21 protein-coding genes are annotated in these 24,934 nt (G+C 74.4%); 14 read left to right on the top strand and 7 right to left on the bottom strand.

Annotation, left to right across the window (positions count from 1 at the left end; translation table 11 throughout):
* Nucleotides 1-23: 23 nt before the first annotated feature.
* Nucleotides 24-530 (bottom strand): cupin domain-containing protein, encoded by a 507-nt coding sequence (locus ACIP4Z_RS34335; protein WP_355345836.1) that lies wholly within the window; start codon nt 528-530, stop codon nt 24-26.
* A 139-nt stretch (nt 531-669) separates the two neighbouring features.
* On the opposite strand from ACIP4Z_RS34335, the gene ACIP4Z_RS34330 reads away from it, so the two are divergent.
* The 13 genes from ACIP4Z_RS34330 (at nt 670) to ACIP4Z_RS34270 (ending at nt 15,983) form a co-directional block, all read left to right on the top strand.
* Complete coding sequence (locus ACIP4Z_RS34330) at nt 670-1,173, top strand: Rrf2 family transcriptional regulator (RefSeq protein ID WP_391052348.1); 504 nt, start codon at nt 670-672, stop codon at nt 1,171-1,173.
* Nucleotides 1,170-2,096 carry a DsbA family protein gene (locus ACIP4Z_RS34325; protein ID WP_401314402.1) on the top strand — a complete coding sequence of 309 codons (927 nt, stop codon included), beginning with the start codon at nt 1,170-1,172 and terminating at the stop codon, nt 2,094-2,096. Before ACIP4Z_RS34330 ends, ACIP4Z_RS34325 begins: the two co-directional genes overlap by 4 nt.
* 564 nt (nt 2,097-2,660) lie before the next feature.
* On the top strand, nt 2,661-4,217 hold the full coding sequence (locus tag ACIP4Z_RS34320; RefSeq protein ID WP_401314400.1) for an ABC transporter substrate-binding protein: 1,557 nt from the start codon (nt 2,661-2,663) through the stop codon (nt 4,215-4,217).
* Nucleotides 4,214-5,290, top strand: a complete 1,077-nt coding sequence (locus ACIP4Z_RS34315; protein WP_355345824.1) for an ABC transporter permease — start codon at nt 4,214-4,216, stop codon at nt 5,288-5,290. Before ACIP4Z_RS34320 ends, ACIP4Z_RS34315 begins: the two co-directional genes overlap by 4 nt.
* Entirely contained in the window at nt 5,287-6,171 is an 885-nt protein-coding gene (locus tag ACIP4Z_RS34310) for an ABC transporter permease subunit (RefSeq protein ID WP_391052338.1), read from the top strand. Before ACIP4Z_RS34315 ends, ACIP4Z_RS34310 begins: the two co-directional genes overlap by 4 nt.
* Nucleotides 6,155-7,393, top strand: coding sequence for an ABC transporter ATP-binding protein (locus tag ACIP4Z_RS34305; RefSeq protein WP_401314397.1), 1,239 nt, complete (start codon nt 6,155-6,157; stop codon nt 7,391-7,393). Before ACIP4Z_RS34310 ends, ACIP4Z_RS34305 begins: the two co-directional genes overlap by 17 nt.
* Nucleotides 7,390-8,484, top strand: a complete 1,095-nt coding sequence (locus ACIP4Z_RS34300) for an ABC transporter ATP-binding protein (RefSeq protein ID WP_401314395.1) — start codon at nt 7,390-7,392, stop codon at nt 8,482-8,484. Before ACIP4Z_RS34305 ends, ACIP4Z_RS34300 begins: the two co-directional genes overlap by 4 nt.
* A 45-nt stretch (nt 8,485-8,529) precedes the next feature.
* Nucleotides 8,530-9,612 (top strand): LLM class flavin-dependent oxidoreductase, encoded by a 1,083-nt coding sequence (locus ACIP4Z_RS34295; protein WP_401314393.1) that lies wholly within the window; start codon nt 8,530-8,532, stop codon nt 9,610-9,612.
* Nucleotides 9,609-12,116, top strand: coding sequence for a molybdopterin-dependent oxidoreductase (locus tag ACIP4Z_RS34290; RefSeq protein WP_401314391.1), 2,508 nt, complete (start codon nt 9,609-9,611; stop codon nt 12,114-12,116). The genes ACIP4Z_RS34295 and ACIP4Z_RS34290 overlap by 4 nt, the downstream gene beginning before the upstream one ends.
* Nucleotides 12,113-13,339: an acyl-CoA dehydrogenase family protein gene (locus ACIP4Z_RS34285; RefSeq protein ID WP_401314389.1), complete on the top strand. Its 1,227-nt coding sequence runs from the start codon at nt 12,113-12,115 to the stop codon at nt 13,337-13,339. Before ACIP4Z_RS34290 ends, ACIP4Z_RS34285 begins: the two co-directional genes overlap by 4 nt.
* Before the next feature lie 51 nt (nt 13,340-13,390).
* Complete coding sequence (locus ACIP4Z_RS34280; protein WP_401314387.1) at nt 13,391-14,554, top strand: LLM class flavin-dependent oxidoreductase; 1,164 nt, start codon at nt 13,391-13,393, stop codon at nt 14,552-14,554.
* On the top strand, nt 14,551-15,357 hold the full coding sequence (locus tag ACIP4Z_RS34275; RefSeq protein WP_355345800.1) for a serine aminopeptidase domain-containing protein: 807 nt from the start codon (nt 14,551-14,553) through the stop codon (nt 15,355-15,357). The genes ACIP4Z_RS34280 and ACIP4Z_RS34275 overlap by 4 nt, the downstream gene beginning before the upstream one ends.
* A gap of 74 nt (nt 15,358-15,431) precedes the next feature.
* The gene (locus tag ACIP4Z_RS34270) at nt 15,432-15,983 is read left to right on the top strand and encodes a flavin reductase family protein (protein WP_401314385.1); all 552 of its coding nucleotides are present in this window, start codon (nt 15,432-15,434) and stop codon (nt 15,981-15,983) included.
* 32 nt (nt 15,984-16,015) lie between these two features.
* Here the strand turns inward: ACIP4Z_RS34270 and ACIP4Z_RS34265 are convergent, their stop codons facing one another.
* The 6 genes from ACIP4Z_RS34265 to ACIP4Z_RS34240 all read right to left on the bottom strand — a co-directional run bounded on the left by ACIP4Z_RS34265 (nt 16,016) and on the right by ACIP4Z_RS34240 (nt 23,036).
* Nucleotides 16,016-16,777 (bottom strand): class I SAM-dependent methyltransferase, encoded by a 762-nt coding sequence (locus tag ACIP4Z_RS34265; RefSeq protein ID WP_401314383.1) that lies wholly within the window; start codon nt 16,775-16,777, stop codon nt 16,016-16,018.
* 279 nt (nt 16,778-17,056) lie between these two features.
* Nucleotides 17,057-18,319 (bottom strand): hypothetical protein, encoded by a 1,263-nt coding sequence (locus ACIP4Z_RS34260; RefSeq protein ID WP_401314381.1) that lies wholly within the window; start codon nt 18,317-18,319, stop codon nt 17,057-17,059.
* 238 nt (nt 18,320-18,557) lie between these two features.
* The gene (locus ACIP4Z_RS34255) at nt 18,558-19,148 is read right to left on the bottom strand and encodes a lytic polysaccharide monooxygenase (RefSeq protein ID WP_355350307.1); all 591 of its coding nucleotides are present in this window, start codon (nt 19,146-19,148) and stop codon (nt 18,558-18,560) included.
* Between the two features lie 248 nt (nt 19,149-19,396).
* A complete protein-coding gene (locus tag ACIP4Z_RS34250; protein ID WP_401314379.1) occupies nt 19,397-20,758 on the bottom strand; it encodes a cellulose binding domain-containing protein in 1,362 nt (453 codons plus the stop codon).
* Nucleotides 20,759-21,123: 365 nt separating this feature from the next.
* Entirely contained in the window at nt 21,124-22,074 is a 951-nt protein-coding gene (locus ACIP4Z_RS34245) for an anti-sigma factor RsbA family regulatory protein (protein WP_401314377.1), read from the bottom strand.
* 323 nt (nt 22,075-22,397) lie between these two features.
* A complete protein-coding gene (locus ACIP4Z_RS34240; protein WP_401314375.1) occupies nt 22,398-23,036 on the bottom strand; it encodes an alpha-ketoglutarate-dependent dioxygenase AlkB in 639 nt (212 codons plus the stop codon).
* Between the two features lie 146 nt (nt 23,037-23,182).
* On the opposite strand from ACIP4Z_RS34240, the gene ACIP4Z_RS34235 reads away from it, so the two are divergent.
* On the top strand, nt 23,183-24,736 hold the full coding sequence (locus ACIP4Z_RS34235; RefSeq protein ID WP_401314373.1) for an ATP-dependent DNA ligase: 1,554 nt from the start codon (nt 23,183-23,185) through the stop codon (nt 24,734-24,736).
* Nucleotides 24,737-24,934: the final 198 nt, after the last annotated feature.

Below are 24,934 nucleotides of genomic sequence, written 5' to 3'. Positions count from 1 at the left end.
GTGACCTTCCGGGTGACGGCTCGTCAGGAGCCGTCACCCGGAAGCGCGTACAGGCTCGGGAGGTTCACCACGATCGCCTCCTGGGTGCTGCGGGCGATGACGACCACGGCCTCCTCGGAGTCGTCCGGGTTCTCCTCGCGGTGCGGCACGAAGGGGGGTACGAAGATGTAGTCGCCGGGCGCGGCGCGCAGCCGTACCTCCTCGGGCTCGCCGCCGGAGTCGTCCACGAAGACGAACTCCGGCCGTCCGCTGACGACATAGATCGCGGTCTCCGACTCGCCGTGGTGGTGGTCGGAGGAGGCGGTGGCGGGGGCGACATGGGTCTGGCCCATCCACAGCCGCTCGGACCCGACGGTCCCGCCGCTGATCGCCGCGAACCGCCGCATGCCGCCGGTCTGCGCGGTGTCGCCGTCGAGGCCGTCGGCCTTGATGTGGTGCAGTCGGCTGCGCAGCGAGCCGTGCGAAGGGTCGGAACCGGCCGGGAGATGCGGATGGAATCCCTCACCGGCGATGGTCGGCTGATCGCTCATGGCAGACGACGCTAGAGGGCGCCCGGAAAAGATGTCAAGAGGTGTCCATTACGGCTCACCTGCACAGACGCACCCTTCCGTGGCCGGTGGAGCCGCCCGCGGTGCCGACTTCCGCCGTCCGGCGCGCCATACTGGAGCCATGCATATCTCCGCGAAGGCGGACTACGCCGCGCGGGCCCTCATGGAGCTGGCCTGCGACATCGACCGCCCGCTGACCTGCGAGGCCATCGCCTCCTCGCAGGAGATTCCGTTCCGATTCCTGAAGTCCGTGGTCGGCGAGCTGCGGCGGGCGGGGCTGGTGCGCAGCCAGCGCGGCTGTGAGGGCGGCTACTGGCTGACCAGACCCGCCGCCGAGATCACGCTGCTCGACGTGGTGCGCGCCGTGGACGGCGAGGTGATCACGCTGCGCGGCGAGCCGTTGGCCGAGCTGGCCTATCCGACGCCCGCCACGGGCCTGCCGAGTGTGTGGCGCACGATCGAGGAGGGCGCCGCCGCCGTGCTGGCCGGGGTGACGATCGCCGCGCTGCTGCCGTCCGGGTCGGCCGCGGCCGGTGGCGCACAGGCCGCCGCGCCGGACGCCGCTTCGATCGCGGCTCCGGCCGCCCCTTCGGCGGGCGAGGACCGCCTGGCGGGCGTGGCATGACCGGTCCCCCGCCGCCCGGTGGCACCGACCGCCTCCAGGTCACCGAGTACACCGATCCGCTCTGTCCGTGGGCGTGGGGCTCCGAGCCCGTCTTCCGCGCGCTGCGGGCCACGCTCGGCGAACAGGCGTCATGGCGGCGGGTGTTCGGAATCCTCTTCGACACCGACGACGACCCGGCGCCCGATCCGGCGGCCGAGACCCGGTGGTACGAGGGCTTCGTCCGGGAGATCAGCGGGCACACCGGGGCTCCGCACGCGGTGCGGCTGAGCCGGGTGGCGGCGACGAGCTGGCCCGCCTCGCTGGTCGCCAAGGCGGCCGAGGCGCAGGGCGGGCAGGTGGCCGACCGGGTGCTGCGGCGGCTGCGCGAGACGATGTTCGTGACCGGCGAGCCCGCCGACACACTGGACCTGGCGCTGGCCGCCGCCGACGGCGTGCCCGGTCTCGACCCCGTACGCCTGGCCGCCGACGCCGCGTCCCCCCGGGTGCTCGCCGCTGTGACGGCCGACCACCGCGAGACGCGCGCCCCGCTGGCCGATGTGCTGACCGTCACAGCGGCGGGGCCGCATCCGGGCACCGCCAAGGAGACCCCGTCGGGAGAGCTGCGGTACGCGCTGCCCACCGTCGTGCTGACCGGGCCGCTCGGGCGTCGCGTGGTGCCCGGCAGGCGCCCGGCGGCGAGCTATCTGGAGGCGGCGCTCGCGGTCGCCCCCGGGGTGTCCGTGTCGGCCGAACAGCCGTCCGCCGAGGCCCTGTTGGCGTACCACCGCAGCCTGACCGGGCCGGAGTGGGAACTGCTGGCGCCGGGGGTCGCGCCGCCCGCGTCGGCCGTCCCGGTGGCCACCGGGAACGGCCCGCTGTGGCTCCACCCGGCCGAGGCCGCGGCATACCCGGCCCCCGTATCCGTACCCCCGCTGCCGCGTTGACCAGCGGGTCTTTCGCACGCGGTCACCGTTCCACCGAATGAGACACCTTTTGGTGTCCATTGACATCGGCTCACCCCGGCAGTCAGGATGGGCACATGCTTACGACGCACCCCGGTGTGGTGTGCCGCTACGTGGACTTCCTGCGTACCAGCAGCGCTCTCTGTCGCTGACCGTACGCCCGTGGCCCTCGCGCGGCGCCTGACCGCCCCGCAGACCCCAGGCCCCAGGCCCCCGATCGGCCGGCCTGTGTCCAGGCCCGTGCGCCCCGCCCACGCGTTCTCCCGCTCGTCTTTCCGTGGCCCCGTCGTCCCGTGACGTCCACGCCATGACCCCCGCCGTAACCGCCTGAGGCACCCGCCCCCGGCGCGGCACTCCCCTGTCACGCCCACCGCACAGTGCCGCCGCCATGGCGCCGCACCGCGATCCGTGCCGCCTCCGTCCTCGGCGCGCCGGTCTCCTGGCCGTCGCCGAGCGGAACGGCACGCTGTACGCCGCCCCCGTCGCGCCGCCCTCACCGTCGAGGGCACCCCCTCGAAACGCACCCTCGAAAGGTGACGCCTCGTCATGAATCGTGCCGCCGTGTCCAGTTCTCTTCCCTCCTCCCCGAGCAGACGTTCCTTCCTCGGGCTCGGCCTCGGCGCGGGCGCCGCCCTGGCGCTCGCGGCCTGCGGCAGTGGCAGCGGTACCTCGGGGAGCAGCGCGGGTTCCTCCGTCCTCAAGTGGGGCTGGGCGCTGCCCACTTCGTGGGACCCGGTCTTCTCCTCCGCCGGATGGGACGTGCACTCGCTCTCCCTGGTCTACGCGGGCCTCACGAAGCTCGACCCGCACGGCGCGGCCGTACCGGCGCTCGCCAGCGCGTGGAAGTACAACGCCCTGGGCACGCAGGTGACCTTCACCCTCCGTCCCGGACTGACCTTCTCCGACGGCTCCGCGCTGGACGCCACCGCCGTCAAGAAGAGCCTCGACCGCGGCCGTACCGACCCCAAGTCGCTGGTCGCACCGCAGCTCACCTCGGTCAAGGCGGTGTCCGCGCCGGACGCCACGACCGTCGTGATCGACCTGACGCACGCGGATTACCAGCTCCCCAACCTGCTGGCGGGCAAGACCGGGATGGTCGTCAATCCGGCCGCCTTCACCTCGGACGCCGCGGGCATCGCCTCCAAACCGGCCGGCTCGGGACCCTTCACGCTGACCTCGTACACCCAGAACGCCAAGGCCGTCCTGCGGCGCAACCCCACGTACTGGGACGCGGCCTCGATCAAGCTGAACAACTTCGAGCTGTACCCGCTGCCCGACGCCTCCACGGTCGTCGCGGCGCTCCAGTCGGGGCAGTACAACGTGGCGCAGATCCCGGGCAGCCAGGTCGAGGCGGCCAAGGCCGCCGGGCTCGAAGTGCAGGTCATCCCCTCGATGGTGGTCGCCACCCTGGATGTGAACAGCAGCAAGGCGCCGTTCGACGACCCCAAGGTGGTCGAGGCGCTGAAGTACGCGATCGACCGTGAGGCGCTGCTGAAGACCCAGGCGTTCGGCCACGGCGAGGTCAGCTACCAGCCCTTCCCGAAGGGTTACGCGGGGTACGACCCGGCCAGCGCGAATCTCTTCCCGTACGACCCGGAGAAGGCCAAGCGGTTGCTCGCGGAGGCCGGGCACGCGGGCGGCCTGGACCTCACGCTGACCACGGGCGCCGCGCAGGGCGAGCCCGAGCAGATCCAGGCGCAGCTCAAGAAGGTCGGGATCAACGCGAAGATCGAGGTCATCCCCGAGGCGCAGTTCACCCAGATCATCTACATCCAGCACGACCGGCAGTTGGCCGTCGACCAGTTCGCGGGCCGCGACTCCGCCGTGCAGGCGTTCCAAGTGCTCTTCGGTGAGCAGGGGTTGATGAATCCGGGCCGCACCACGCCGCCGGAGCTGGCCGCCGCCATCGACAAGGTGACCCGCACTCCGCTCGACTCCCCCGACTACCCGAAGGTCCTCCAGGCCGCGAGCGCCACCGCCGTGCGCACCACGCCGAACGTCTTCCTGTTCACGGTGCCGCGCATCCTCGCCAGGGCCCGCGGGGTGTCGGCGCTGCCCGAGACCACGGTGGTGCAGCGCTTCGAAGGGGTGACCGTCGGATGACGGCGCTCGCCGCCGCGCTGCCCCGGCGGCGGTCGGCACGGGCCCGCCGGGCGCTGATCGCGCCGCGGCCGATCGGTTCCGCGGTGCTCACCACCGCCACCGTGTTCCTGCTGTCGTCGCTGCTGACCTTCGGGCTCGGCGCGCTGTCGAACGCCAACCCCGGCGCGGCGGTGCTCGGCGAGACCGCCACGCCCGCCGACATCGACCGGATGAACCACGCCTTCGGCCTGGACCGGCCGCTGCCGGTGCAGTACGTGAGCTGGCTCGGCCATGCCCTGACCGGCGATCTCGGGCGCTCCTGGTTCACCACGCTCCCGGTCTCCGACAGCGTCTTCCGGGCGCTGCCGGTGGACCTGTCGATCGCCGGTCTCGCCCTGGTGATCGCCGTGCTGCTCGGCGCGGCGGGCGGGATCGCCGCCGCGTACAGCAACGGCGGGCGGCTGGACCGCGCGATCACGGCGGCCTGCTCGGTGCTCGGTACGCTGCCGGCCTTCGTCGTCGCGATCGGTCTGATCGCGGTGGTGTCGGTGAAGCTCGGGTGGCTGCCGTCCGGCGGCTACACCGCCTTCGGCGACGATCCGGCGCAGTGGCTGCGCTTCGCGGCGCTGCCCGCCTTCGCGCTCAGCCTGGACGCCGCCGCGAACGTGGCCCGGCAGCTACGGGCCTCGCTGGTCGGGGAGTTGCGGGCGAATTACGTGACGGGCGCGATGATGCGCGGTCTGTCGGCGCGGCGGGTGCTCTTCGGGCACGTGCTGCGCAACGCGGCGGGACCCGCGCTCACCGTCCTCGGCATGAGCGTGCCGATGCTGATCGGCGGCGCGGTCGTCACCGAGCGGATCTTCAACCTGCCCGGTATCGCGCAGCTCTCCCTCCAGGCGGCCCAGCAGCACGATGTGCCGGTCATCCAGGGCACGCTGCTGGTCACGGTGGCGGTGGTCCTGCTCGCCAACATCGCGATCAACGCCGGTCTGCTGGCGCTCAACCCGGCCGCCCGCAGGGGCCGTTCCAAGGCGAACGCGGCATCGGGAGACGCCGCGCTCGCTGACGGCGCGTCACGTGGCGGTGCCTCATGAGGACGCTGCGCCGCACCGGACGGGTGCCCGCCGCCCGTTTCGCACTGGCCGTACTCGCCGTCGTCGCCCTGCTCGCGGTGCTCGGCGGGGTGATCGCCCCGCAGGACCCGCTCGCGCAGGACACCGCGCGGGTGCTCCAAGGACCCAGCGGATCGCACCTGTTGGGGACGGACTACCTCGGCAGGGACGTCCTGAGCAGGCTGCTGGCGGGCACCGGCCGCTCCGTGCTCGGCGCGGTCGAGTCGGTCGGCGCGGCGATGGTCCTCGGCGTCGTGCCGGGCCTCGCGTCGCTGTGGCTCGGCCGCGGCTTCGAGTGGGCCGCGCTGCGCGCGGTGGACGCGCTGATGACGCTGCCGTTCACGCTCTTCGCCATCGCCGCGATCGGCGTCTTCGGCAACGGCCTCAACCAGGCGATGCTCGCGCTCGGCGTGCTGCTGGCCCCGCTGTTCTTCCGGGTGTCCCGCGCCGCCGCGCTGGGCCTGAAGCAGGCCCAGTACGTGGAGGCCGCGGAGCTGATGGGCGCCTCGCGCGGCCGGATCCTGCGGACCCACATCGCCGCGAAGGTGCTGCCGACGATCGCCGTGACCACGGCCCACGCGCTGGCGACGGCGCTGCTGACCGTCGCCTCGCTGACCTTCCTCGGCGTCGGCGTCCAGCCGCCCGCCCCGACCTGGGGCGGCATGCTCGCCAGCGACCTGGGCTATCTCGCCCAGCAGCCGTGGGCGCCCGCCCTGCCCGGCGTCCTGATCATGATCACCGTCGGCGCGCTCAATCTGCTCGCGGACGCCGTACGGGACAGCGGCGCCGATGTCGGGGCCGAGCCGCGAGCCGCCCGCGAACCCCAGGGGAGGAAGGCCGATGACCGTGTCGTCGCTGTCTGAGCCGGGCCGCGCCCGCACCGTCGGTGCGACCGGACCCGTACTCACCGTGGACGGGCTGCACATCACCGTCTCCGGCGGTCGCGCCGAGGCCGTCCGCGACGTGTCCTTCACCGTCCACGCGGGCGAGGCCGTCGGCGTCGTCGGCGAGTCGGGCAGCGGCAAGACGCTGACCTGCCGCTCGCTGCTCGGCGTGCTGCCGCCCGGCTGCGAGGTGTCGGCGGGCAGCGCGGTGCTGGCCGGTGCGGATCCCGACGGTACGGAAGCGGTCGGTACGGCGACGGCCGGTGCCTCGGCCGCGGGTGGGTCGGCGGCGGGTGCGTCGGCGGCCGGAAAGGCGTCGCCCGCAAGCTCGTGGCCCACAAGCCGGTCGTTCGGCAAGGCGTCCGCCGCGAAGTCCTCGGCCAGGAAGTCGTCGGGCGCCGCCCCGTCGTCCGGTACCGATCTGACCGCGCTCGACAAGCGGCAGTGGGAGCGGCTGCGCGGGGTGGAGCTGGGCGCGGTCTTCCAGGACCCGGCCTCGTATCTCAACCCGGCGCTGACCGTGGGCCGCCAGCTCGCGGAGCCGCTGCGCGTACGCCTCGGTCTGAAGCGGGCGCGGGCGCACGAGCGGGCCGTGGAACTCTTCGCCTCGGTCGGCCTGCGCGATCCCGCCGACGTCTACCACCGGTACCCGCACGAGCTGTCGGGCGGCATGCTGCAACGCGTCCTGATCGCCATCGCGGTCGCCTGCGATCCGCGGCTGCTCGTCGCGGACGAGGCGACGACGGCGCTCGACACCGTCGTGCAGGCCGAAGTCCTCGATCTGCTGGCCCAGTTGCGCGACGAGCGCGGTCTCGCCCTGCTGCTGGTCACCCACGACCTGGCCGTCGTCGCCGAGGTCACCGACCGGGTGCTGGTCTTCTACGCGGGCGAGATCGTCGAGGACGGCCCCACCCAGGACGTCGTCCACCGCCCCGCGCACCCCTACACCGCCGCGCTGCTGCGCGTCGCCTCCCTCGGCGACTGGAACCGCCGCGAGCTGGCCGTCATCCCCGGCCGTCCGCCCGAGGCGGGCGAGGCCCCGGTCGGCTGCCGGTTCGCCGACCGCTGCGCCTTCGCCGAGGACCGCTGCCGTACGCGGCCGGTGCCGCTCACCGCGACCGCCGACGGCCGCCGTGTCCGCTGCGTGCGCGCCGCGGAACTCGCCCTGTCCCCGCCGCCCCTCCAGGAGGTGCCCGCATGACCACCACCCCCGCGGCCCGCACGGCGCCGGTCTCCGACGTCTCCCCGCCCACGGCGGACATCGAGCGGCCGGTCGCGCCGTCCGCGGTGCCCGCCGCCGAACGCGAGACGCGGGCGTCCGCGCCCGCGCTCCAGGTCGAAGGGCTCGGTGTCACCTACCAGCGGCGCCCCGGCCACAGCCACAGCGCCCCCGTGCTGAGCGGTGTGGACCTGGAGGTGACGGCCGGTCAGATCCTCGGGGTGATCGGCGAGACCGGGTCGGGAAAGACGACGCTGGCGCGGGCCGTGGTCGGGCTGGCGCCGGTGGTGGCCGGGCGGATCGGCGTGGCGGGCGTCGAGGTCGGCGCGCTGCGCGGACGGGAGTTGCGCGACCACCGGCGGTCCGGGCTGGTGCAGTACATGTTCCAGGACCCGCTGCGGTCGCTGGACCCGGATCTGACGGTGAACGACCTGGTGGGCGAGCCGTTGGCGGTCGCCGGGGTGGAGCGCGCCGAGCGGCGCGGCCGGGTGGCGGAGGCGCTGCACCGGGTGGGGCTCGACGCGGGCACCCTGGGCGGCCGGATTCCGGCCCAGCTCTCCGGCGGCCAGCGTCAGCGCGTGTCCTTGGCGCGGGCGATCGTCACGCGGCCCGCGTTGCTGCTGGCGGACGAGCCGGTCAGCGCGCTGGACGCCTCGAACCGCAACCATGTGCTGCGGCTGCTGGACGAGTTGCGCCGCGACCTGGGCGTGGCCGTCGTCGTCATCTCGCACGACCTCAGCTCGCTGGCCGGGATCGCCGACCGGATCGCGGTGCTGTACCGGGGGCGACTGGTCGAACAGGGCCCGACCGCCGATGTGTTGGCCCGCCCGCTGCACCCGTACACCGCGCTGCTCACCGCGTCCGCGCCCCGCGTGGACCGCGATCCGTCGAAGCGGCGCGAACGGCCGGGGCCGCCCGGTGAGGTGCCGGTCTGGGCGGCCGACCCCGGCGCCTGCGTCTTCGCCCACCGCTGCCCGCTGGCGGACGCCGACTGCCGTACGCAACCGGGCAGTTCTCCGCACTCGGGCGAGCGGGCCGCCGCCTGTCACCACCCGGTCGCCGCCGCCCGCTGACCCGCGCCCACCACCAGCAACCCCACGATCTTCGGGAGAGACCCCGTGCCCATCGAATTCATCGGCATCGCCAGCACCCAGCAGTTCAGTGAGACCGGCGCCGCGTCCGGGCCTGTCGTCGACCCCGGCTACCTGACCGAACTGGCTCTGGCGCACGAGGAGTCCGGCTTCGACCGTGTGCTGGTCGCGCACTCCTCCGCGAGCCCCGACGGCTTCACCGTCGCCGACCAGATCCTGAACCGTACGACCCGGCTCGGTGTGCTGCTCGCCCACCGTCCCGGTTTCGTCGCCCCGACGCTCACGGCCCGCAAGTACGCCACGCTCGACGCCTTCCACCCTGGCCGGGTCGCGCTGCACGTCATCACCGGAGGCGACGACGCCGACCAGGCGCGGGACGGCGACCTCAGCGACAAGCCGACCCGCTACCGGCGCACCGACGAGTTCCTCGACGTGGTGCGCAAGGAGTGGGAGTCGGCCGAACCCTTCGACTACGAGGGCGAGTTCTACACCGTGCGCGGCGGCTACTCGTCGGTCCGCCCGGCCGATCCGATCCCGGTGTACTTCGGCGGCGCGTCCGGTGACGCGGTGCGGGTCGGCGGCAAGCACGCGGATGTGTACGCCTTCTGGGGCGAGCCGCTCGCGGGGATCGCCGAGCGCATCCGGCAGGTCCGCGCGGCGGCGGCGCCGTACGGCCGCGACCCGCGGTTCAGCGTCAGCCTGCGCCCGATACCGGCCGCCACGGAGGCCGAGGCGTGGCGCCGCGCCGAGGACGTCCTGCGGCTGACGAAGGAGAAGGCGGGCGAGGTGCGCAAGGCGTTCAACCTCGACCACACCGCGCAGGAGGGCTCGCGCAGGCTGCTCGAATACGCCGCCAAGGGCGACGTGCACGACAAGCGGCTGTGGACCGCGGTCGCCAAGGTCACCGGGGCCGCGGGCAACTCCACCGCGCTGGTGGGCAGTTACGAGCAGGTCGCCGAGTCGCTGCTGGACTACGTGGGCCTGGGCGTGTCGACCCTCCTGATCCGCGGCTTCAGCCCGCTGGAGGACGCCCGCGACTACGGCGCCCTGGTGCGGCTGGTCCGCGAGCAGACCGACGGCGCCGCGCTGACCGGAGCGGCTGCCGTATGACCGCCGGGACCGGGAGCGCGCCCCCGGTGGGGAGGAGGGCCGGGGCGGTCACCCCGACGACCTCCCACTGGGGGGCGTTCGGGGTACGGCGGAACGCGGACGGCACGGTCACCGCCGTCCCGCACCCCGCCGACCCCTCGCCGTCACCGCTGCTGCGCGGTGTGCCGGGCTCGCTCCGGCACGCCACCCGGATCCGGCGGCCCGCCGCCCGGCGCGGCTGGCTGGAGCACGGCCCCGGTCCCACCTCCGGGCGCGGCGACGAGCCCTTCGTGGAACTCGGCTGGGACGAGGCGCTGGACCTGGCCGCCGCCGAACTGGCCCGGGTCCGCGACGAGTTCGGCAACACGGCGGTGTTCGGCGGCTCGTACGGCTGGGCGAGCGCGGGGCGCTTCCACCACGCGCAGAGCCAACTCCACCGGTTCCTGGCGCAGTTCGGCGGCTACACGGGCTCGCGCAACTCGTACAGCCTGGGCACCTCGCTGGTGCTGCTGCCGTATCTGGTCGGCGACGCGGAGTCGGTGCTGCGGTCCTCGTCCACCTGGCCGACGATCACCGGGCACACCGAACTGATCATCGCCTTCGGCGGAATCCCCGCGAAGAACGTGCATGTCACCCCCGGCGGGGTGACCCGGCACGGCACGCCCGGCCATCTGTCGGCGCTGGCCGCGGCCGGTGCCCGGGTCGCGCTGGTCAGCCCGCTGCGCGACGACCTGCCGGACGGCCTGGACGCCGACTGGTACCCGATCCGCCCGGCGACCGACACCGCGCTGATGCTGGCGCTCGCCCACACCCTGGTCGACGAGGGCCTGTACGACCGGGAGTTCGTCGACCGGTACTGCGCCGGGGCCGACACCTTCCTGCGCTATCTGCGCGGCGCCGACGACGGCACGGTGAAGGACGCGCGGTGGGCCGCGGCGCTCACCGGCATCCCGGCCGACCGAATCCGCGACCTGGCCCGCAGCGCCGCGCGGCAGCGCACCCTGGTCACCGTCACCTGGTCGTTGCAGCGCATCCAGCACGGCGAGCAGCCGGTGTGGGCGGCGCTCGCGCTGGCCGCGCTGCTCGGCCAGATCGGACTGCCGGGCGGCGGATTCGGCCACGGCTACGGCTCGATGGGCGACGTGGGCGACACCGGTCCGCAGGTCCGGCTGCCGTATCTGCCCCAAGGGCCGAATCCCGTCGCGGAGTTCATCCCCTGCGCCCGGATCGCGGACCTGCTGCTGCGTCCCGGCGAGGAGTACGACTACGACGGCACGCGCCGCCGCTACCCGGACATCCGGCTGGTGCACTGGGCCGGCGGCAACCCCTTCCACCACCATCAGGACCTGGGCAGGCTGCGGCGGGCCTTCGGGCGGCCGGACACCGTGCTGGTGCACGAGACGCACTGGACGGCGACCGCCCGCCACGCCGATCTGGTGTTCCCCGCCACCACGTCCCTGGAGCGCGAGGACATCGGCGGCGGGCGGCGCGACACCCATCTGATCGCCATGCACCGCGCGGTCGAGCCGGTCGGCGAGGCCCGCGACGACCACGCGATCCTGGCCGGTCTGGCCGAACGCCTCGGATTCGGCGAGCGGTTCACCGAGGGACGGGACCCGGCGGGATGGCTGGAGCACCTGTACACGCGGTGGGCCGAGGAGTTGGCGGCGACCGGGGGCGGCGAGCCGCCCGCCTTCGCGGACTTCTGGTCGGCGGGCGAGTGGGAACTGCCGCCGCAGCCCGCCGAGCGCACGCTCTTCGCCGACTTCAGGGCCGACCCGCTGGGCGCGCCCCTGGCCACCCCCAGCGGCCGGATCGAGCTGACCAGCGCGACGGTGGCCGCCCTCGGGCTGCCCGACTGCCCCGGCCACCCGGCCTGGCTCGAACCCGACGAGTGGCCGGGCGCCCCGGCCGCGGACCGGCTGCCGCTGCTGCTGATCGCGAACCAGCCCGCCAACCGGCTGCACAGTCAGCTCGACACCGGGGCCGCGAGCCTGGACGCCAAGGTCGCCGGGCGCGAGGCGCTGCGGATCCATCCGGCGGACGCGGCGGCCCGTTCGGTCCGCGACGGCGATCTGGTGCGGATCTTCAACGACCGGGGCGCCTGCCTGGCGGGCGCGGTGCTCACCGACCGGGTACGGCCCGGTGTCGTACGGCTGCCGACCGGCGCGTGGTTCGACCCGGTGCCCGGTCACGAGCCGCCGCTGTGCGCGCACGGCAATCCGAACGTGCTGACCGCCGACATCCCCAGCTCTCGGCTCTCCCAAGGCTGCACCGGCCAACACGCCCTGGTCGAGGTCGAGTTGTGGACCGGAGGGCCGCCGCCCGAGGTGACCGTCCGCCGGCCGCCCGCCTTCGCCGACGATCCCCGCGCGGGCCGTACGGCGCACGCGACACCCTCGACGGCCGCCGCGGGACCGGCCACCGCTGACACGTACGCGCCCGGCCCGTACGGCCGCCTCGGACCACCCGAGCCCGGCGATCCCCACTTCGAACGGCCCCACCACAGGAAGGCCACACCGTGACCACCGACCTCGCGTCCTCGTCCGGCACCGGCACCGGCTCCGCCGCGCCCGCGGACGCCGCCGCCACCGGCCTGCCCGCACCCGACTACGACCGGCTGCCCGAGGTCGCGGCGGCGCTGGCCGCGCGGGCCGGTGAGCACGACCGGGACGCGAGCTTCCCGCACGAGGGCGTGGCCGCCGTGCACGCCGCCGGACTGCTCACCGCGACCGTCGACCGCGGCCACGGCGGCGCGGGAGCCGGTCTCGCCGACACCGTACGCATCCTGCGGGCGCTCGGCGGCGGCGATCCGGCGGTCGCCCTGGTCACGTCGATGACGCTGTTCGCGCACTCGGCGCAGGCCCGCGCCCCCCACTGGCCGCAGGACACCTACGGCGAGCTGCTGGCCGAGTCGGCGCGACGCCCGGCGCTGGTGAACGCCCTGCGGGTGGAGCCCGATCTGGGCAGTCCGGTACGCGGCGGGCTTCCGGCGGCCACCGCGCGGCGGCGCGAGGACCACTGGGAGCTGACCGGGCACAAGATCTTCTCGACCGGCGCGGTGGCGCTGCGCTGGATGATGGTGTGGGCGCGCACCGACGAGGAGCCGGTGCGGACCGGTTCGTTCCTGGTGCGCACCGACTCGCCGGGCATCGAAGTGCGGCCCACCTGGAACCACTTGGGGCTGCGCGCCAGCCGCAGCGACGACGTGCTGTTCGACTCGGTCCGTGTGCCGCTCGGCCGCACCGCCGGGCTCGCGGAGCCCGGCCAGGACGGCGGCCGGGACGTCGTCGGCGGCGCCTGGAACTCGCTGGGCCTGACCGCGCTCTACCTCGGCGTAGCGCGCGCCGCCCAGCGGTGGCTGACCGGTTTCCTGCACGAGCGCGTGCCCAGCGCGCTCGGTGCTCCACTGGCCACGCTGCCGCGCTTCCAGAGCGCGGTCGGCGAGATCGAGGTCCAACTGGCCGGTGCGGAAAGGCTGGTGGCGGCGCTGGCCGAGGCCGTCGACAGCGGCGATCCGCTCGCCGCCGCGGAGGCGGGCGGCGCGAAGGTGCTCGGCACCCGGGCCGCGATCGGTTCGGTCGAGCAGGCCGTCGCGCTGATCGGCAACAACGGCCTGACCAACGACAACCCGCTGCAACGCCATCTGCGGGACGTGCTGTGCTCCCGCGTCCACACCCCGCAGGACGACTCGGTGCTGCTCGGCACCGGGCGCGCCGCCCTCGATCTCGGCGGGTCCGCCCGCTGACCCCCTTTTCGCTTTCTCTTCCGCTCCCTCTCACGAAAGGCCCCAGCAGCCATGCCTGTTGAGTTCATCGGCATGATCGGCACCCGCGACGTCTCCGAGGTCCGTCCTCCGTCCGGGCCGGTCGTCGACCCCGACTACACGCGGCGGTTCGCCCTCGCCCACGAGGAGGCGGGCTTCGACCGCGTCCTGATCGGCTACGGCTCCGGCAGCCCCGACGGTACGCAGGTCGCCGCCCATGTCGCCGCGCACACCGAGCGGTTGGGCCTGCTGGTGGCGCACCGCCCCGGCTTCGTCGCCCCGACCCTTGCGGCCAGGACCTTCGCCACCCTCGACCAGTTCTCCGGCGGGCGCACCGCGGTGCACATCATCACCGGCGGGCACGACGCCGAGCAGCGCAGGGACGGCGACCACCTCGGCAAGGACGACCGCTACACGCGGACCGACGAGTACCTCGACATCCTCAAGTCCGCCTGGACCAGCACGGAACCGGTCAGCCACGAGGGCCGCTTCTACCACTACGAGGACTACCTCTCCGAGGTGCGCCCGGTCACCGAGCCCCGCATCCCGCTGTACTTCGGCGGCTCGTCCGAGGCGGCCTACCGGGTCGGCGGCAAGCACGCCGACGTCTTCGCGCTGTGGGGCGAACCGCTGGCGGAGACGGCGGAGCAGATCGCGTCCGTGCGGGCCGCGGCCGAGGCGGCGGGCCGCACCGAGCCGCCGCGGATCAGCGTCTCCTTCCGGCCGATCCTCGGCCGTACCGAGGAGGAGGCGTGGGACCGCGCGCACCGCATCCTGGACACCATCAACTCCCGCGGCGCGGCGGGGTCGTTCGTCGGCAGCCGCCGCACGACCCTGCCGGTCGGCCCGGACGCCCAGCCGCAGAACACCGGCTCGCAGCGGCTGCTCGCCGCCGCGGCCAAGGGTGAGCTGCACGACCGCGCGCTGTGGACCCCCACCGCCAAGGCGACCGGGGCGGCGGGCAATTCGACCGCCCTGGTCGGCACGCCGGAGACCGTCGCCCAGGCGCTGCTGGACTACGTGGACATCGGCGTCACCACGCTGCTGATCCGCGGCTACGACCCGCTGGACGACGTGATCGACTACGGCCGCGACCTGCTGCCGCTAGTCCGGGCCGAGGTGGCCCGGCGCGACGCGGACGCGACGGGCGTGTCCGGCTCCGCTCCCGCGGTCGCCGCCGTGAGCGGTGCCCGATGAGCGCCCCGGTCGGCCTCGCCGAGGCCACCGGCGACCCGGTGCACCCGCGAGTCCCGAGCCCGGCGGAGGAGGCCGCGCCGGTCGCGGACTGGTACCCGGCCGCGGGCCTGGCGCACCGCGGCACCGTCGTCCTGCTCCCCGGGCGCGGTGAACACCCGGGCGTGTACGAGCGGTTCGGCCGACGGCTGGCGGCCGACGCGTATGTCGTCCACGTACTCGACGTGCCTGAGGACGGCGATCCCGAGCCGGTCGCGGGCGCCGTCGAAGCGATCGCGGCGGGCGCGGCCAGGCCGCTGGTGCTGGCCGGTTCCGACAGCGGGGCCCTGCACGCGCTGGCAGCCGCGGGGCGTACGGGCGTCGCACCGGACGCGCTGCTGCTCGCCGGGGCGCCGGAACCGGGCGCGGCGGCCGGGTGGGACGACGAGCTGGCCGTACGCACGGCGTGCCCGACGCACCGGGGGCGGCTGGACGCCGATCCGCTGTTCGTCGCCGGCGCCCTCGCCGCCCCCGTCCCCGGCGCGCTGGCCGAGGCCGCCGACGCGGCGCTCACAGCCGGGCTCCCGTTCCCGGCCCTCGTGCTGCACGGCGCGGCCGACCCGGTCTCCGCGCCGTCCGTCGCCCACTCCCTGGCCGCGCGGCTGCCCGCGGCGACCCTGGCCACGGTGACGGACGGCAGGCACGACGTGCTCAACGACATCCAGCACCGCAGTGTCGCCGCCCTCGTCGTCCAGTGGCTGGAGCGGCTGCGTATCGCTCCCTCGCTCCCGCCGATCCTCACGGTGACCCCGGTCGCCGCGCCCTGACGCCCCGCCATGTGCCGGGCCCCGTAAGGGGTCCGGCCACTCCCCTGGCATCCGACCCGGAAGGACCGCCCGTCATGACCGCGACCCCGTCGCTCGCCGCTGCCACCAACTCACCCGTGGATCACACCCGTTCCGCCGCCGGAGCGGTACGTCCGGCCGATCTGCTGCGGCGTACGCTGCGGCGGCAGGCGACGGCGGTGACCGTCGTGACCGTGCCGGGTCCCGCGGGATTCACCGCGACGTCCTTCACCTCGGCGTCCCTCGAACCGGCCCTGGTCTCCTTCTACTTGTCCACCACGGCGTCCACGGCGGGCGCCGTCAGGTCGGCCGACCGTTTCGCCGTGCATCTGCTCGGGTCCGACCAGGAGGACCTGGCGCGGGGCTTCGCGCGCAGTGGCGTGGACCGGTTCGTCGGGGTGGACTGGACACCGGACACGGGCGGGCTGCCGCTGCTGTCCGGGGTGCCGGCCTGGCTGACCGCCCGTACCGTGCACGTCCACGATGTCGGCGACCACTTCCTCGTGGTCGGCCATGTGGAGGACGCGGGCGGTCCCGGCGCGGACTCGCCGCTGGTCCACCACGACGGGGCGTTCGGCACCTTCCACACCGACCGGCCCCGCGCGTAACCGCGGCGGGCGTCGCGGGGGGGGTCCCGGCGTCAGGCCGCCTTCCGCGCCTCGATGAGGAAGCGGGTCACCGTGGCCGTGAACGACCCCTCGGACGTGATGTGTTCGTGCAGGGCGCGCAGGGTGTCGCGGTGCTCGGCGACCGTGAAGCCGGGGACCATCCAGATGACCTTGCGCAGGTAGTAGACGACCGCGCCGATGTCGTGGAATTCCATTCGCAGCGACTCGGCGCGCAGGTCGACCACCTCGAGTCCGGCCGCGGCGGCGCCCGCACGCGCCAGGTCGGGGTGGCGCGCGCCGCGCACCGCGTCGGGCTGCTCTCCGAGGAAGAACTCCACGAGTTCGAACGCGCTGGCCGGGCCGACCTGCTGGGAGAAGTACGTGCCGCCGGGGCGCAGGACGCGCGCGATCTCGTCCCACCACACCGTCACGGGGTGGCGGCTGGTCACCAGGTCGAACGCCTCGTCGGCGAAGGGCAGCGGGGGCTCGTCCGTGTCCGCGACGACGACCGCGCCGCGCGGGTGCAGCAGCGCGGTCGCCTTGGCCACATTCGGCGGCCACGACTCGGTCGCGGCCATCAGCGGCGGCAGCGCGGGCACCGCGGCGAGCACTTCGCCGCCGCCGGTCTGGATGTCGAGCGCGGCCGACGCCCGGCCGAGACGCTCGCCCATCCGCCGCTGATACCCCCACGACGGCCGCTGCTCGGTGGCCCGCCCGTCCAGCCAGGAGAAGTCCCACCCGTCGACCGACACCGAGTCGGCCTCCGCCACCAGCGCGTCGAAGTCACGTTCCATCCCGGCATCATCGCCGCAGGCCGCCCGCCGGACCACTCGATTAACCCGTGCCTCGACCACACCCGGACCTCGACCAGCCCGGGCTCGGGCTTCGAACACACCCGGGCCGCGACCACACCCGGGCCTCGACCACACCCGGGCCGCGACCACCTCAGGCTTCGACCACCTCGGACCTCGACCAGCCCGGGCCTTGATCAACCGGCGCTTGGGCCACGGGCCGCACCTGAGGAGCCGGCCAGCAAGGGGGGGCCGTCCCGCGCCGGAGGCGGCCCCTGCCGCTCAGCGCACCGGCACCCCGCCGTAGCCCTGGACGATCGGCCGCCAGGTCGGCTGGAACTGGGGAAGGGTCGAGCCGACCGCCCACGCGGTGGGTGTGCCGGGCAGCGGGTGCGGCACGGCGGCCACGCCGAAGAGCGAGGCACCCTGGCCCGCCGCGTCGGTCGCCGCGGGCTCGGCGTGCCAGGCCGCGCCGTCCCAGCGCATGGTGAACGCCGGTGTGGCCACGCCCTGTTGCTCGCCGACGGCGATCAGGCCGTGCTCGCCGTACGCGGTGACGCCGTGCAGGTCCGCGTGGACGGCGGGCCCCGCGACCTCCGTCCACGTACGCCCGTCCCAGTGCAGGGTCAGCGGGGAGTTCGTGCCGTCCGGCGTGCTGCTCCCGCCGACCGCCCACACGTCGTCGGGGCCGAGCACGGCGACGCTCTCCAGCGACTCGCCGCGGCCGGCGGTGTGCGGCGTCGGCACGATCCGCCAGGCCGCGCCGTCCCAGCGCTCGACGAGCGGGCGGCCCTCACCCCGCGCGTCGTAGACGACGCCGACGGCCCAGACACGACCGTCGCCGTCGGCCGCCGCACCCGACAGCAGCGCGTCGCCGCCAGGCTCCGGGGTGGCGACCGACGACCAGGCGCGCCCGTTCCAGTGGTACGCCAGCGGGCGCGGCGCGCCGATCCGGTCCTGCGCGGTGACGCCGACCGTCCAGAGGTCGTCCGGGCCGGTGCCCGCGAGCGCCGACGGGTACGCCGACCGGTCGGCGGCCTCCGCGGGCAGCGGGACCTCCTGCCAGCGGCGGCCGTCGAAGTGCTCGGCCAGCGAGCGGTCCTGGAACGCCGCGGCGTCGTTCCAGGAGCCGACAGCCCAGACGTCACGGGCGGACAGCGGCAGTACGGCGTCGAGCTTGCCGTTCGCCGCCGCGCCGCCGGACGGCCGGTGGGCGAGCGGGCCGGTGGCGTTCCACCGGGCGCCGTCGAAGCGCTCGGCGACGGGGACGTTCACGCCCGACGGGTCCTCGCGGTAGCCGACCGACCACGCGTCGAGCGAGTCGCGGGCCGCCACGGCGCGCAGTTCCTCGTCCCGCTCGGGCCCGGCCGCGCGGCGGCTGCGCCACACCGGCAGGTCGGGGCCGCCGGGCGCGGGCGCGGCAGCGGAAGCGTCCGGCACCGGGGCGAAGGCCGAGCCCCGTACCCCGTCGCCGGGCGCCGCCGTCGCCGTCGCCGCGCCCGCTCCCGTTCCGGCGAGCGCCGCCGCAGCCGTGAGGGCCGCCACGGCGAGCACTCCGCCGCGCGCCCGCCTCGGGCCGAGGCCCCGCGTCAGTCGCCGTCCCCGTCGTGTCCGCATCCCGCTGCCGCCTCCGTCGTCGTGTCGCGCGCCGTCCGGGCGTCCGAACGGCCCGGTTCCGGCTTCGACACTGCCCTACGCGGCGGCGCGGGTGCGGCTGCCCACGCCGGGCGTTACGGTGACGCACCGTCAGCGGAGCAGGACGGCGGCGGCCCCGGACGGTGCGTCAGAACTGCACGTCAGCGCAGGAGTAGAAGGCGTTCGCGGTGTCCGCGATGGTCCAGACGCCGACGATGAGCTGCTTGCCGCTCAGCCCGCTGGGGATCGTGCCCTGGTGGACGACGGTGGCGGGCGGCTGGGAGCCGTTGTAGGGGATCTTCAGGAAGGGCGTGGTGTTGAGCATCGCCCGGGTGAGCGGCTTCTTCGGGTCGTACCCGGCCTTGGTCAGGTAGTACGAGAAGTCGGTCGTCGAGTGCCGGGCGGTCAACTTCCAGGTGAAGGTGTAGCTCTGACCGCCCGTCACGTGCGTGGCGGGCCAGCCGCCGTTGCGCGGGTCGTCGAGCTGGGCGAAGCGGCTGTTGGCGCCGCTGCAGATCTTGCCGTCGGCGGGACCGCCGGCCGGGAAGCCCTTGGGGCCCTCGACGCTCTGCGGCTCGTACTGGATGTCGCCGCAGTTCGTGACGGTCCCGGCGGCGCACAGCGCCTGGCGGCTGGGCGGGGTGCTGATGTAGCCGTGACTGCTGGCGCTTCCGGTGGCGAGCACGAACGAACCGGCGACGCCGAGCCCGATCACGGCCGCACTGATCTTCTTGCGCATGGCGTACTCCTTGAGAACGTGGGGGAGTTCCGCGGATGTCTACGGTCGTACGCGGCCCGGACCTGCCCGTGCGGCACAAGACCACACCGATCCAGGTCTAGACCAAGTCGCACCCTAGTCCCAGGATTTAGTCATGTCCACACCAAGAATCAGCCGTGCGGCGGCGCAATGTGTCCGCTACGCACGGCGGCCCGGCGAGCGGGTCTCCCCGCTCGCCGGGCCGCCGCGAGGCGCGACCGGACGGTGCGTCAGGTCGCCGTGCAGGTCAGCACGGGAACGGCGTTCCCGCCGCTGTACGTGCCCTGGAATCCGAAGTGGGTCTCGGCGGACGGCGCGAGGGCGCCGTTGTAGGCGAGACTCGCCGCGGTCACCGCCGCGCCCGACTGGGCGACGGTGGCGTTCCAGGAGCTGGTGACGCGCTGGCTGCCGGGGTAGGTCCACGACACCGTCCACGAACGCGTCGCCGACGTACCGCTGTTGGCCACCGTCACATCGGCAGTGAAGCCGCTCCCCCAGTCGTTGCTCACCGTGTAGCTGGCGGAACAGCCGCTGCCGCCACCGCCGTTGGACCCGTTGGAGGTGGTCGCGGTGACCGGCGCCGAGGCGGCGGAGGTGTTGCCCGCCGCGTCGCGCGCCTTGACGGTGTACGTGTACGCCGTCGCGGGGGTCAGCCCCGAGTCGGTGTACGACCGGCCTGCGGTCGTCCCCACCAACGCGCCGCCGCGGTAGACGTCGTACGCCGTCACCCCGACGTTGTCGGTCGCCGCCGACCAGCCCAGGGAGACCGAGGTCGCCGTGGTCCCGGTGACGTTGAGGCCGCCGGGCGCGGTCGGCGCCTGGGTGTCGGAGCCGGTGCCGCCGGAGCCCGCCGCGCTCGCGCTGAAGGAGAAGCCGGTGGTGGCCAGACCCTGGCCGCCCTGCCAGACCTCGAAACCGGCCTCTGCGTCGATGAGGTAGTGCGCCGGGTCGACCGAACCGCGGCCGACCGCGTCGTCGATCAGCGCCTTGACGTCGAGGTTCGAGACCGAGGTCCCGCCGCCCTGCAACACGTAGGAGATGATCTTCCACGAGGTCTGACGGCCGGTCCACACGTCCCAGTTGTGACCCGCGGCGGCCGACGTGCCGCTCTTCCCGCCGAACGGCTGCACCCCGCCACGGCTGTTGAGCCAGATCATGATCTCGGTGCCGTCCGGCTGACCGGCCGTGGTCGGCGTCGAGTTGATCCACAGGTCGTACGCGACGTCGTAGGCGCCGGACGCCGGTTGCACCGTGCTCCACGAGGAGACCGCGCTGCCCAGCTTGCTGATCTGGATCGGCATACCGCTGTTCGGCGTGCAGTCGCCCCAGTGGCAGCCCTTGAAGAGCGAGGGATACGTGGCGGGCGCGCCGTTCGTCGGCAGGTTGAAGTCGGCCGTCGCCAGCGACCACGCGGTGCCGCTGGAGTACGTGACGCACTGCTGCGCGGTGGAGTTCCACTCGTTGGCCTGGAGCGTGTACTCGCCACCGGCCACCGGGAGGGTGCCCTGCGGCGCGCAGGTCGAGACGGGGTCGGCGTGCGCGGTCGTCGCGGTGGTCAGCGGCAGCAGCAGCGCCGCGACGGCGGCGAGCACCGCGACCGCCGGGCGCAGCCGGCTGAGCCGCCGGAGCGGATGGGGCCGGTTCCGACGGAGCGGACGGGGCGGACGGGGCAGCCGGGGCCGTGCGAGCGGCCCGGAGCGAGGACGGGCGGGATGACGTGTCACTGGTAAGTCCCTTCACCAGTTCGTGGGGGGATGGGTGACGGCTCGGCAGCGCAGGCCACAATGGGAGCGCTCCCATGCCACCGCGTTCATGAAGCCAGGCCCCTCCCCCGGCGTCAAGGGGCTCCGCATGGCGGAGGGTCCCCGCCGTCCGCGTACCGCGAGACCACACCGTGCCCGCACAGCGAAAGGCCCCGCTCACGCGACGTCGGCGGGGCGGGGCGGGGCGGGGTCGGTCAGTCCGCGGCTCCGGCCGGGACGGGAGCGCCGCCGAGGTAGCAGCGGATAGCCGTGCCGTCGGGGGCGGCGTGGACGCGGACGAGGTCCGCGATGTGATTGACCATCAGCAGACCGCGACCGCCCGGACGGCCGTTCGGAGGCAGGCGGCGGCCCGCCATCGGGTCGCTGAGCCTGCCGCCGTCGCGGACCTCGCAGACCACCTGGTCGTTCTCGGTCCACAGCCGGATCGTGCCGGAACCGCCGCCGTGCAGAACGCTGTTGGTGATGAGTTCGGAGACCGCGAGGGCCAGGTCGTCCAGCCGGGTGCCGGTCAGGCCGAAGCCGCCCGCCAGCCGGACGGCGAAGCGCCGCGCGTCGCGCAGGCGTTGGTCGTCGAAGGCGAAGGACGCGGCGTCCCGCGGCTCGGGCAGCGGGGTGTTGCCGGAGGCGACGGCGTGGTCCGGCGCGTAGCGGTCGCTGGGCCGCTCGCGGCCCGCCTCGATCACCACCGGATGGGTGGCGTGCGCGTCGTCCAGGACGTCGGGGGCGAGCCCGGCCGCGTCGTACGGACACAGGATCGTCACCTGCCGCCCGGCGAATGCGGTGTTGATCAGCGCCTCGTGCTGGACGCAGGCCGGGTACTCCAGCGCGGTGCGCCCCGGCCAGATCGGCTCGCCGATGATCCGGACCGGACCCGGCGGCTGCGCGTCGCAGAAGGCGCGGAGCACGGCCGGAATGATGCGCCCGGGGTTGCGCCCGGCCTTGGTCATGTCGATGAAGCGCACGGCGCCCGCGTCGGCCCCGAGGGCGGTACGCAGCAGGCCGAGTCCGACGGGCGGGGCCGCGACGGCGACCGGTTCGCCCGCGGCGAGGCCGTCCCGTACGAAGGGGACGGTGCCCTCCAGATACTCGCGCGCGCCGCGGTAGAACAGAGCGGGATGGGAGAAGTTCCGGGCAGGACTGATCACGGCGCCACCGTTCGCGACATCGCACGGCAGCGTCCCGGTGGCGTTTCCCACGCCTCTCGCGTCGGCCTCGGCGCCCCCTGACGCCGGCCGACCGCGATGTCCACCCTGAATGCCCCCTTCGGACACCTGCGGTTTTTTCGGACACCCCTTGACAGCGGTTTCGGACAACAGTGCTGTCACCGCCAGTATGCTCCTCGCCCGACGATCATCAACGCCGGGAGCCGCCTGGCCGCCGTCCGCGCCCGCAGCGGGGGCCGCTCCCCCGGAGAACCGACCGGTCCCGCACCGCTCCGCGCCGGTCCCGCACCAACTCCGCACCGGTCCTACGCCACTCCGCGTGGCCGGAACTGGACGCTGATCCGCCCGCCCACCGCTCCCCGCGTCTTCGGCACCGCGTGATCCCAGGTCCGCTGACAGGAGCCGCCCATCACGATCAGGTCGCCGTGGCCCAGCGGCTGCCGGACGGTGCTCCCGGCGCCCCTGCCGCCGCGCGGCCTGAGCAGCAGCGGGCGCGGCTCCCCCAGGGACACGATGGCGACCATCGTGTCGTGGGTGCCGCCGCGCCCGAAGCGGTCGCCGTGCCAGGCCACGCTGTCCCGGCCGTCGCGGTAGAAGCACAGTCCGGCGCTGACGAAGGGCTCGCCCAGTTCGGCCGCGTAGTGCGCGCTGAGCCGCGCGCGGGCGTCGGTGAGCACGTCGGCGGGCAGCGGGTCGCCCTCGCGGTAGTGGGCGAGGAGGCGGGGTACGGCCACCACGTTGTCGTACATCCGGCGCCGCTCCTCGCGCCAGGGGACCTCCGCGGCCAGTTCCGCGTAGAGGTCGTCGGCGCCGCTCAGCCATCCGGGGAGCGTGTCGATCCAGGCGCCCTGTCCGAGGTGGGTGCGGCGGGCTCCCTCCAGGTCACCGAGGCCCGGAGCGCCGCCGCCGAAGATGGACGCCTGCTGAGGGGACGGGTGGCTCATGCCCCGAGCCTACCTCGACTGTCGCACGCCTGTTCTATTGTGTGCCGTGTGTCGAACGCGTGTGCCGGATGTCTGCCGGGCACACGTCGGGCATACGTCCGGCACACGCCGGGCGTTCCCGCCCGGTTCGCCGCAGGATGGAGAACATGCTGTTCGCCGAGGTCGCCCGTGTCTCGTACGAGGTCGCGCACACATCAGCGCGGACCCGCAAGACGGCGCTGCTGGCCGAGTTCTTCCGGGCCATGGAGCCCGAGGACGTGCCGGTCGCCATCGCGTATCTGGCCGGACGCCTGCCGCAGGGGCGGCTCGGCGTCGGCTGGGCGGCGCTGCGGGACCGCGCCGAGGCCGCCGCGGAGCCGACGCTGACCGTACGGGCGGTGGACGAGGCGCTGACGGCCGTCGGCGCGGTCGCGGGCGCCGGGTCGCAGGGCCGGCGGCGGGACCTGCTCCAGGGCCTGCTGGGCGCGGCGACCGAGCGGGAGCAGGAGTTCCTGGTCGGGCTGCTCACCGGCGAGGTCAGGCAGGGCGCGCTGGACGCCGCGGCGGCGGAGGGCCTGGCCGCCGCGACCGGCGCGCCTGCCGCCGGCGTACGCCGCGCGGTGATGCTCGCGGGCGCCCTCGAACCGGTCGCGCGGGCCCTGCTGGCGCGCGGCCCCGACGCGCTCACCGAATTCGCCCTCGCGGTCGGCCGGCCGCTGCTGCCGATGCTGGCGTCCTCCGCCAAATCGGTCGCCGCGGCGGTCGCCAAGGCGGGGCCCTGCGCGATCGAGGAGAAGATCGACGGCATCCGTGTCCAGGTGCACCGCGACGGCGAGTCGGTCCGGATCTTCACCCGCACGCTGGACGACATCACCGAGCGCCTGCCGGAGGTCGTCGCGGCCGTCCGCGCGCTGGGCGCGGACCGTTTGGTCCTGGACGGCGAGGTGCTGGCGCTCGGCCCGGACGGGCGGCCCCGGCCGTTCCAGGAGACCGCGGGCCGTGTCGGCTCCCGCGTCGACGTGTCGGCGGCGGCCCGCGCCCTGCCGCTGACGGCGGTCTTCTTCGACGTACTCGCCGTCGGCGACGGGGACGCCACCGAGGACCTGCTCGACCGCGGCTACGACGAGCGGCACGCGGTGCTGGCCGGGCTCCTCCCCGAGGAGCTGCGGGTCCGGCGGACCGTCGTGTCGGACCCGGCGGACGAGGCGGAGCTGCGGGCCGCCGAGGACTTCTGGCGGGCCACGCTGGACCGCGGGCACGAGGGTGTGATGGTCAAGGCCGCCGACAGCGGCTACGCGGCCGGTCGGCGCGGCGCGTCCTGGATCAAGGTCAAGCCGGTGCACACCCTCGACCTGGTGGTGCTGGCGGTCGAGTGGGGCCACGGCCGCCGCACGGGAAAGCTCTCCAACCTCCATCTGGGCGCGCGCGACGGCGACGGCTTCGCCATGCTCGGCAAGACCTTCAAGGGCCTGACGGACGCGCTGCTCGACTGGCAGACCGAGCGGCTGCTCGCCCTGGCGGTCGGCCCCACCGACGGATACGTGGTCACCGTGCGCCCCGAACTGGTCGTCGAGATCGCCTACGACGGCCTCCAGACCTCGACCCGCTACCCGGCGGGCGTCACCCTGCGCTTCGCCCGCGTCGTGCGCTACCGCGAGGACAAGACGGCGGCCGAGGCCGACACGCTGGAGGCGGTACGGGCGGCGCACGGCGGGACGTGACGCGGACGGACGGCGCACGGCCGGACCTGCCGCGGACCGCCGGGCGGCGCGCCCTCCCGGTCAGGCCGCGCCCCGTCCCGGGCAGTCGGTCAGGCGGTCAGGCGGTCACGCGGTCACGCGGTCACGCGGTCACGCGGTCACGCGGTCACGCGGTCACGCGGTCACGCGGTCACGCGGTCACGCGGTCACGCGGTCACC

It is taken from the genome of Streptomyces sp. NPDC088910 (genome assembly GCF_044749865.1).
Lineage (GTDB): Bacteria > Actinomycetota > Actinomycetes > Streptomycetales > Streptomycetaceae > Actinacidiphila.
This window is presented reverse-complemented; position numbering and strand designations above follow the sequence as displayed.